The following is a 6,645-nucleotide window of genomic DNA, read 5'->3' on the forward strand; positions in this document are numbered from 1 at the left end:
CCCGGTAGGCTCTCCACGGTCGTCGACGCGGCGTGCCGGTCCACCTCGGTGGCGGTGCGCGGGTCGAGCAGCCGCAACACACCGGGTGCCGCCACCAGACGGTCGTGGCACCGCAGCCTCGAACGACGCACGTACCGCCTGGCGCGGGTGCGGATGGGATGACACGCGTGGATCTTTTCGAATACCAGGCCAGGGACCTCTTCGAGTCCTACGGCGTCCCGGTCCTCCCGGGGATCGTCGCCGACACCGCCGAGGAGGTGCGCGCCGCGGCCGAGAAGCTGGGCGGCACCGTGGTGGTGAAGGCGCAGGTGAAGACCGGCGGCCGCGGCAAGGCGGGCGGCGTGAAGGTCGCCCAGAGCGCCGACGCGGCGTTCGAGGCGGCCCAGGGCATCCTCGGGCTCGACATCAAGGGCCACACCGTCCACCGCGTCATGGTCGCGGCCGGCGCGCGCATCGAGCAGGAGTTCTACTTCTCCATCCTCCTCGACCGCGCCGAGCGCTCCTACCTGTGCCTCGCGAGCTACGAGGGCGGCATGGAGATCGAGGAGCTCGCGGTCACGCGGCCCGAGGCGCTCGCCCGCATCGAGATCGACCCGGTCGCCGGCATCGATGCCGCGAAGGCCGAGGAGATCGCCCGTGCCGCCTCGTTCCCCGAGGAGCTCATCGCCAAGGTCGCGCCCGTGTTCGAGCGCCTCTGGTGGGTGTACCGGGACGAGGACGCGACGCTCGTCGAGGTCAACCCGCTGGTCCTCACCGAGTCGGGCGACATCATCGCGCTCGACGGCAAGGTGACCCTCGACGAGAACGCGGGCTTCCGCCACGAGGGCCACGCCGCCCTCGAGGACGCGGCCGCGGCCGACCCGCTCGAGGCCAAGGCCAAGGAGTCCGACCTCAACTACGTCAAGCTCGACGGCCAGGTCGGCATCATCGGCAACGGCGCGGGCCTCGTCATGTCGACGCTCGACGTCGTCAGCTACGCCGGCGAGTCGCACGGCGGCGTCCGCCCGGCGAACTTCCTCGACATCGGCGGCGGAGCGTCGGCCGAGGTCATGGCGGCGGGTCTCGACGTCATCCTCGGTGACGAGCAGGTCACCAGCGTCTTCGTCAACGTCTTCGGCGGCATCACCTCGTGCGACGCCGTCGCCAACGGCATCGTCGGCGCGCTCGACAAGCTGGGCGACGCCGCCACCAAGCCGCTCGTCGTCCGGCTGGACGGCAACAACGTCGAGGAGGGCCGTCGCATCCTCGAGGAGCGTGCGCACCCCCTCGTCACCGTCGTGGGCACCATGGACGAGGCGGCCGACAAGGCCGCCGAGCTGGCCGCCGCTTAACTCCCGAGAGAGAACAGGAACAGGTAGATGTCGATTCTTCTCGACGAGAACAGCAGGATCATCGTCCAGGGCCTCACCGGGTCCGAGGGCACCAAGCACGCGGGCCGCATGCTCGCGTCCGGCAGCAAGGTCGTCGGCGGCGTCAACCCGCGGAAGGCGGGCAGCACGGTCACGATCGAGGGCGTCGAGCTCCCGATCTTCGGGTCCGTCGCCGAGGCGATGGCCCAGACGGGGGCCGACGTGTCGGTCATCTTCGTGCCTCCGGCGTTCGCCAAGAGCGCGGTGGTCGAGGCCATCGACGCCGCCATCCCGCTCGCGGTGGTCATCACCGAGGGCATCCCGGTCAAGGACTCGGCCGAGTTCTGGTCGCACGCCAAGAGCACCGGCGGAAAGACGCGCATCGTCGGCCCGAACTGCCCCGGCATCATCAGCCCCGGCAAGTCGAACGCCGGCATCATCCCGGCGACCATCACCGAGGCCGGCCCCATCGGCCTCGTGTCGAAGTCGGGCACGCTCACGTACCAGATGATGTTCGAGCTGCGCGACCTGGGCATCTCGACGGCCATCGGCATCGGCGGAGACCCCATCATCGGGACCACGCACATCGACGCCCTCGAGGCGTTCGAGGCCGACCCCGAGACGCGCGCCATCGTCATGATCGGCGAGATCGGCGGCGACGCCGAGGAGCGCGCGGCCGAGTACATCAAGGCCCACGTCACGAAGCCGGTCGTCGCGTACGTCGCGGGCTTCACTGCTCCCGAGGGCAAGACCATGGGCCACGCGGGCGCCATCGTCTCCGGCGGCAGCGGTACGGCGCAGGGCAAGAAGGAGGCCCTCGAGGCGTCCGGCGTCAAGGTCGGCAAGACCCCGACCGAGACCGCGAACCTCCTGCGCGAGGTCTTCGCCGCCCTGTAGCGGGACGCGCTCCGGCGCCGACCTCGACGGCCCGCATCCCCCGTGGATGCGGGCCGTCGTCGCGCCCGCCCGCTCCCGCGCCGATCGCGGCGCCGATGCTCCGCCGCGCCCGCCGGGGAGCCGGCCCGCCGGGGCGCGGCCGGTAGGGTCGTCGAGGCATGAACCGACACGCAACCGCCCTGTTCGCGGCACTCGAGGCGCTCCTGGTGGTGGGGGTCGGCGTCGCCCTGCCGCTCGTGCCCCTCACCGCGCTGTGGGCCGGCCAGTACGACCTGCAGGTCGACTGGGGCGTGTTCGCGCGGACGGCCGTCGACCTCTGGCTCCTCGGTCACGGCGTGCCGCTCACCGCGTCCCTCGATCCGTCGCTCGCCACCGCGCTCGGCCTCCCCGGCGTCGACGGCCCGTTCGCGCTCTCCCTCGCGCCCCTCGGCTTCGCCCTCCTGACGCTCCTCCTGGGGATGCGCGCGGGCCGTCGCATCGTGGAGACCGACCACCCGGGAGTCGGGGCCGCCGCGGCGGTGGCGACGACCGCCGTGCTGTCGCTCGGCCTGACGCTCGCGGTGCAGCACGAGGGCATCGCGCCCGCCGTCGCCCGCGGCGCGATCCTCCCGACCCTCGTCCTCGCGCTGGGGCTCCTCATCGGCGGCGTCGCGCGGGCGGATCGCGCGCGCGCCGCACGGTGGTGGGCGTCCCTGACGTCCGGGCGGGCTGCCCGGACGATCCGGGGAGCGCGCGACGCGCTCGACCGGCTGCCCGAGGGCGCGCTCTCCGCCACCGCCACGGCCGTCCGCGGGGGCGCCGCCGCCGCGTTCGCGGTCGTCGCGGTCTCCGCCGTGGTGGTCGCGGTGCTGCTCGGTCTCCAGTACGCCACCGTCATCACGCTCTACGAGACGCTCCAGACGGGCGTCGTCGGCGGCATCGCCCTCACGCTCGCGCAGCTGGCCCTGCTGCCCAACCTCGTGCTGTGGGCGGCGTCGTGGCTCGTGGGCCCGGGCTTCGCGCTCGGCACGGGGTCGTCGGTGTCCCCGCTCGGTACGTCCGTGGGCCCGCTGCCGTCCGTGCCCGTGCTGGGCATCGTCCCGCAGGGCACTCTCGACCTCGGCTACCTGGGCATCCTCGTGCCGGTCGTCGTCTCCTTCGTCGCGGCGGTCGCGCTGTCCCCCCGGGTGGCCCGCATCCCGGAGCCCGAGGCGCGACGCTGGCCGTGGTTCCTGGCGGCGGGGCTCGGGATGGGCGTGGTCGGATCGGTCGCGCTCGCGCTGCTCGCGGTCCTCTCCGGCGGTGCCGCGGGTCCGGGCCGCCTGGCGGACGTCGGTCCGGCCGCCGGGTGGATCCTCCTCGCGGCGTTCCTCGAGATCGGCGTCGCGTCGGTCGCCGGCATGTTCGTCTCCGGGCTGATGGCCCCGTTGGTCCGGCGCAGCCCGGAAGGACGCGGATAGGCTGTGCGGGTGCTCAACGTGGTCGTCCTCATCTCCGGCAGCGGGACCAACCTCCACGCCCTCCTCCAGGCGGCCGAGCACGCGGACTACCCCGCCCGCGTCATCGCGGTCGGCGCGGATCGCGACGCGGACGGCCTGCTCTTCGCGGAGGAGCGGGGGATCCCCACCTTCACGGTGCCGTTCGGGAGCTTCCCCGACCGCGCGGCGTGGGGGGACGAGCTCGCCGCCGCCGTCGCCGCGTGGGAGCCGGACCTGGTGGTGCTCAGCGGCTTCATGCGCCTGCTCCCGCCGAGGGCCGTGCAGGCGTTCGCCCCGCGCATCGTGAACACGCATCCCGCCTACCTGCCGGAGTTCCCCGGCGCGCACGCCGTCCGCGACGCCATCGCCGCCGGGGCCACGAGCTCCGGGGCCTCCATCATCGTCGTCGACACCGGCGTCGACACCGGTCCCGTGCTCGCGCAGGAGCGGGTGCCCGTGGAGCCGGGCGACACCGAGCACACCCTGCACGAGCGCATCAAGGTCGTGGAGCGCAGGCTCCTCGTCGACACCGTGCGCGCGATATCCCTCGGCACCATCGACCTCAAGGAGCTGTCCCCGGCATGAGCGGACCCCGTCACGACCCGTCCCTGTTCCGCGACCGCGACGGCATCGAGGTGGCACGCGCCCTCGTCTCCGTCAGCGACAAGACCGGTCTCGTCGACCTGGCCGCGGCCCTCGCGGGAGCGGGCGTCGAGATCGTCTCCACCGGATCCACGGCGAGCACCATCGCGGAGGCGGGCTTCCCCGTGACGCAGGTGCAGGACGTCACCGGGTTCCCGGAGTCGCTCGACGGGCGGGTGAAGACGCTGCATCCCGCCGTGCACGCGGGTCTGCTGGCCGACCTGCGGCTCGAGTCCCACGAGGTCCAGCTCGCGGAGCTCGGCATCTCGCCGTTCCAGCTCGTGGTGGTGAACCTCTATCCGTTCGTGGAGACGGTGGCGTCGGGAGCCCCGGCGTCGGAGGTGATCGAGCAGATCGACATCGGCGGGCCCGCGATGGTGCGCGCGTCGGCCAAGAACCACGCGAACGTGGCCATCGTCGTGTCGCCCTCGTCCTACCCGGAGGTGATCGCCGCGGTCGGATCGGGGGGGACGACCCTCGAGCAGCGGCGCCGGCTCGCAGCGTCCGCCTTCGCGCACACCGCCGACTACGACCGCGCGGTCGCCGACTACTTCCGGTCGACGGTCGTCGGCGCGGAGGCGGCGACGCCGAAAACGACGGGGAGCGCCTGGCCCGATGGCTGGGAGGTGACGGGCGAGCTCGCGCAGGTGCTGCGGTACGGGGAGAACTCCCACCAGGACGCCGCCCTCTACCGGCGCCCGGACGGCGCGGGCATCGCGCAGGCCGTCCAGCTCCACGGCAAGGAGATGTCCTACAACAACTTCGTCGACGCGGATGCCGCGGTGCGGGCCGCCTACGACTTCGCCGAGCCGGCGGTCGCCATCATCAAGCACGCCAACCCCTGCGGCATCGCCGTGGCGGCGCCACGTGCGGTGGACGCGATCGCCGCGGCGCACCGCAGCGCCCACGACTGCGACCCGGTGTCGGCGTTCGGCGGCGTCATCGCCGCCAACCGGACGGTCACGCTGGGGATGGCCGAGACGGTGAAGGAGATATTCACCGAGGTGCTCGTGGCCCCCGGGTTCGACGACGACGCCCTCACGCTGCTGAGGACCAAGAGGAACCTGCGCCTGCTCACCCTGCCGGAGGGATACCACCGCGAGGAGCTCGAGGCCCGCCAGATCTCGGGCGGCTACCTCGTGCAGTCCGGGGATGCGTTCCCGACCGACGGGTCGCGTCTGTCGGCGTCGTGGACCCTGGCGGCCGGCGACCCCGTGGACGAGCAGACCCTCGCGGACCTCGAGTTCGCGTGGAAGGCGTGCCGCGCGGTCAAGTCGAACGCGATCCTCCTGGCGCACCACGGCGCCTCGGTCGGTGTGGGCATGGGCCAGGTGAACCGCGTGGACTCGTGCCAGCTGGCAGTGCGGCGCGCCGGTGATCGGGCGGCCGGATCGGTGGCGGCGTCCGACGCGTTCTTCCCGTTCGCGGACGGACTGCAGGTGCTGCTCGACGCCGGGGTCCGCGCGGTGGTCCAGCCCGGGGGATCGGTCCGCGACGAGGAGGTCGTCGACGCCGCCCGTGCGGCCGGCGTCGCCATGTACTTCACGGGCGAGCGCCACTTCTTCCACTGAGCAGGAGGGCGGGTGGCGCCGGAGCGGCCACCCGCCCGCCTCCGCGGGGCTGTCGCGACACGCCCGGGATGCGGGTTGTTTTGCGGGGGTGGGGTGGTCCGCGTAATGTCTCCTCTTGTCGCCGGAACGGGCGGGAAGCGAAATGCTTCCGGAGCTGTTCTGGCGGGTGATGATCCTGGTGAAACAGAAGTTGCCGCGGCTTACGGGTTGCGTGTGTACCACCAACTGAGCTAGGGTCTGAATCTGCTTCCGACGTGAGTGCTGGGCTTTCGGCCTGGATCACTCCCACGGGGAGCAATGGAGTGTGAGCTCCGATGGCTGGCTGTGATGGTCGGTGTCGGGAGCGTCCGTTCCTTGAGAACTCAACAGCGTGCACAATGTCAAATGCCAAATACCCGTGGCATCGTCCTTCGGATGGTGTCTCGGATTCCTTTGGAAAACATTTAAACAAACAAGCAAGTCAGTAATGATTTGTTCTGTCGGTTTCAAACTTGCTGGTTCGTGTTCGATTCCCGTTCACGTCTGGCTTTAGATGTGCCGGCTGCCTTCGGGTGGTCGTGCGTTTAAGCATTTATGGAGAGTTTGATCCTGGCTCAGGACGAACGCTGGCGGCGTGCTTAACACATGCAAGTCGAACGGTGAAGTCAGAGCTTGCTCTGGCGGATCAGTGGCGAACGGGTGAGTAACACGTGAGTAACCTGCCCCCGACTCTGGGATAACTGCTAGAAA

5 protein-coding genes and 1 rRNA gene are annotated in these 6,645 nt (G+C 71.3%); all 6 read left to right on the top strand.

Annotated elements, in window-relative coordinates; all coding sequences use genetic code 11:
- The first annotated feature begins 167 nt into the window (after window positions 1-167).
- Entirely contained in the window at window positions 168-1,331 is a 1,164-nt protein-coding gene (gene sucC / locus AC07VC_RS03680) for an ADP-forming succinate--CoA ligase subunit beta (protein WP_317229548.1), read from the top strand.
- Between the two features lie 27 nt (window positions 1,332-1,358).
- Window positions 1,359-2,246 (top strand): succinate--CoA ligase subunit alpha, encoded by an 888-nt coding sequence (sucD, locus tag AC07VC_RS03685; RefSeq protein WP_494674411.1) that lies wholly within the window; start codon window positions 1,359-1,361, stop codon window positions 2,244-2,246.
- Window positions 2,247-2,404: 158 nt separating this feature from the next.
- Window positions 2,405-3,685, top strand: a complete 1,281-nt coding sequence (locus AC07VC_RS03690; protein WP_494674410.1) for a cell division protein PerM — start codon at window positions 2,405-2,407, stop codon at window positions 3,683-3,685.
- Between the two features lie 3 nt (window positions 3,686-3,688).
- A complete protein-coding gene (gene purN, locus AC07VC_RS03695; protein ID WP_396335518.1) occupies window positions 3,689-4,288 on the top strand; it encodes a phosphoribosylglycinamide formyltransferase in 600 nt (199 codons plus the stop codon).
- Window positions 4,285-5,916: a bifunctional phosphoribosylaminoimidazolecarboxamide formyltransferase/IMP cyclohydrolase gene (gene purH, locus AC07VC_RS03700; protein ID WP_494674409.1), complete on the top strand. Its 1,632-nt coding sequence runs from the start codon at window positions 4,285-4,287 to the stop codon at window positions 5,914-5,916. Before purN ends, purH begins: the two co-directional genes overlap by 4 nt.
- Window positions 5,917-6,486: 570 nt before the next feature.
- A 16S ribosomal RNA gene (locus AC07VC_RS03705) occupies window positions 6,487-6,645 on the top strand; the annotation flags it as partial.

Source organism: Clavibacter sp. GW821-FHT01D01 (assembly GCF_059422605.1).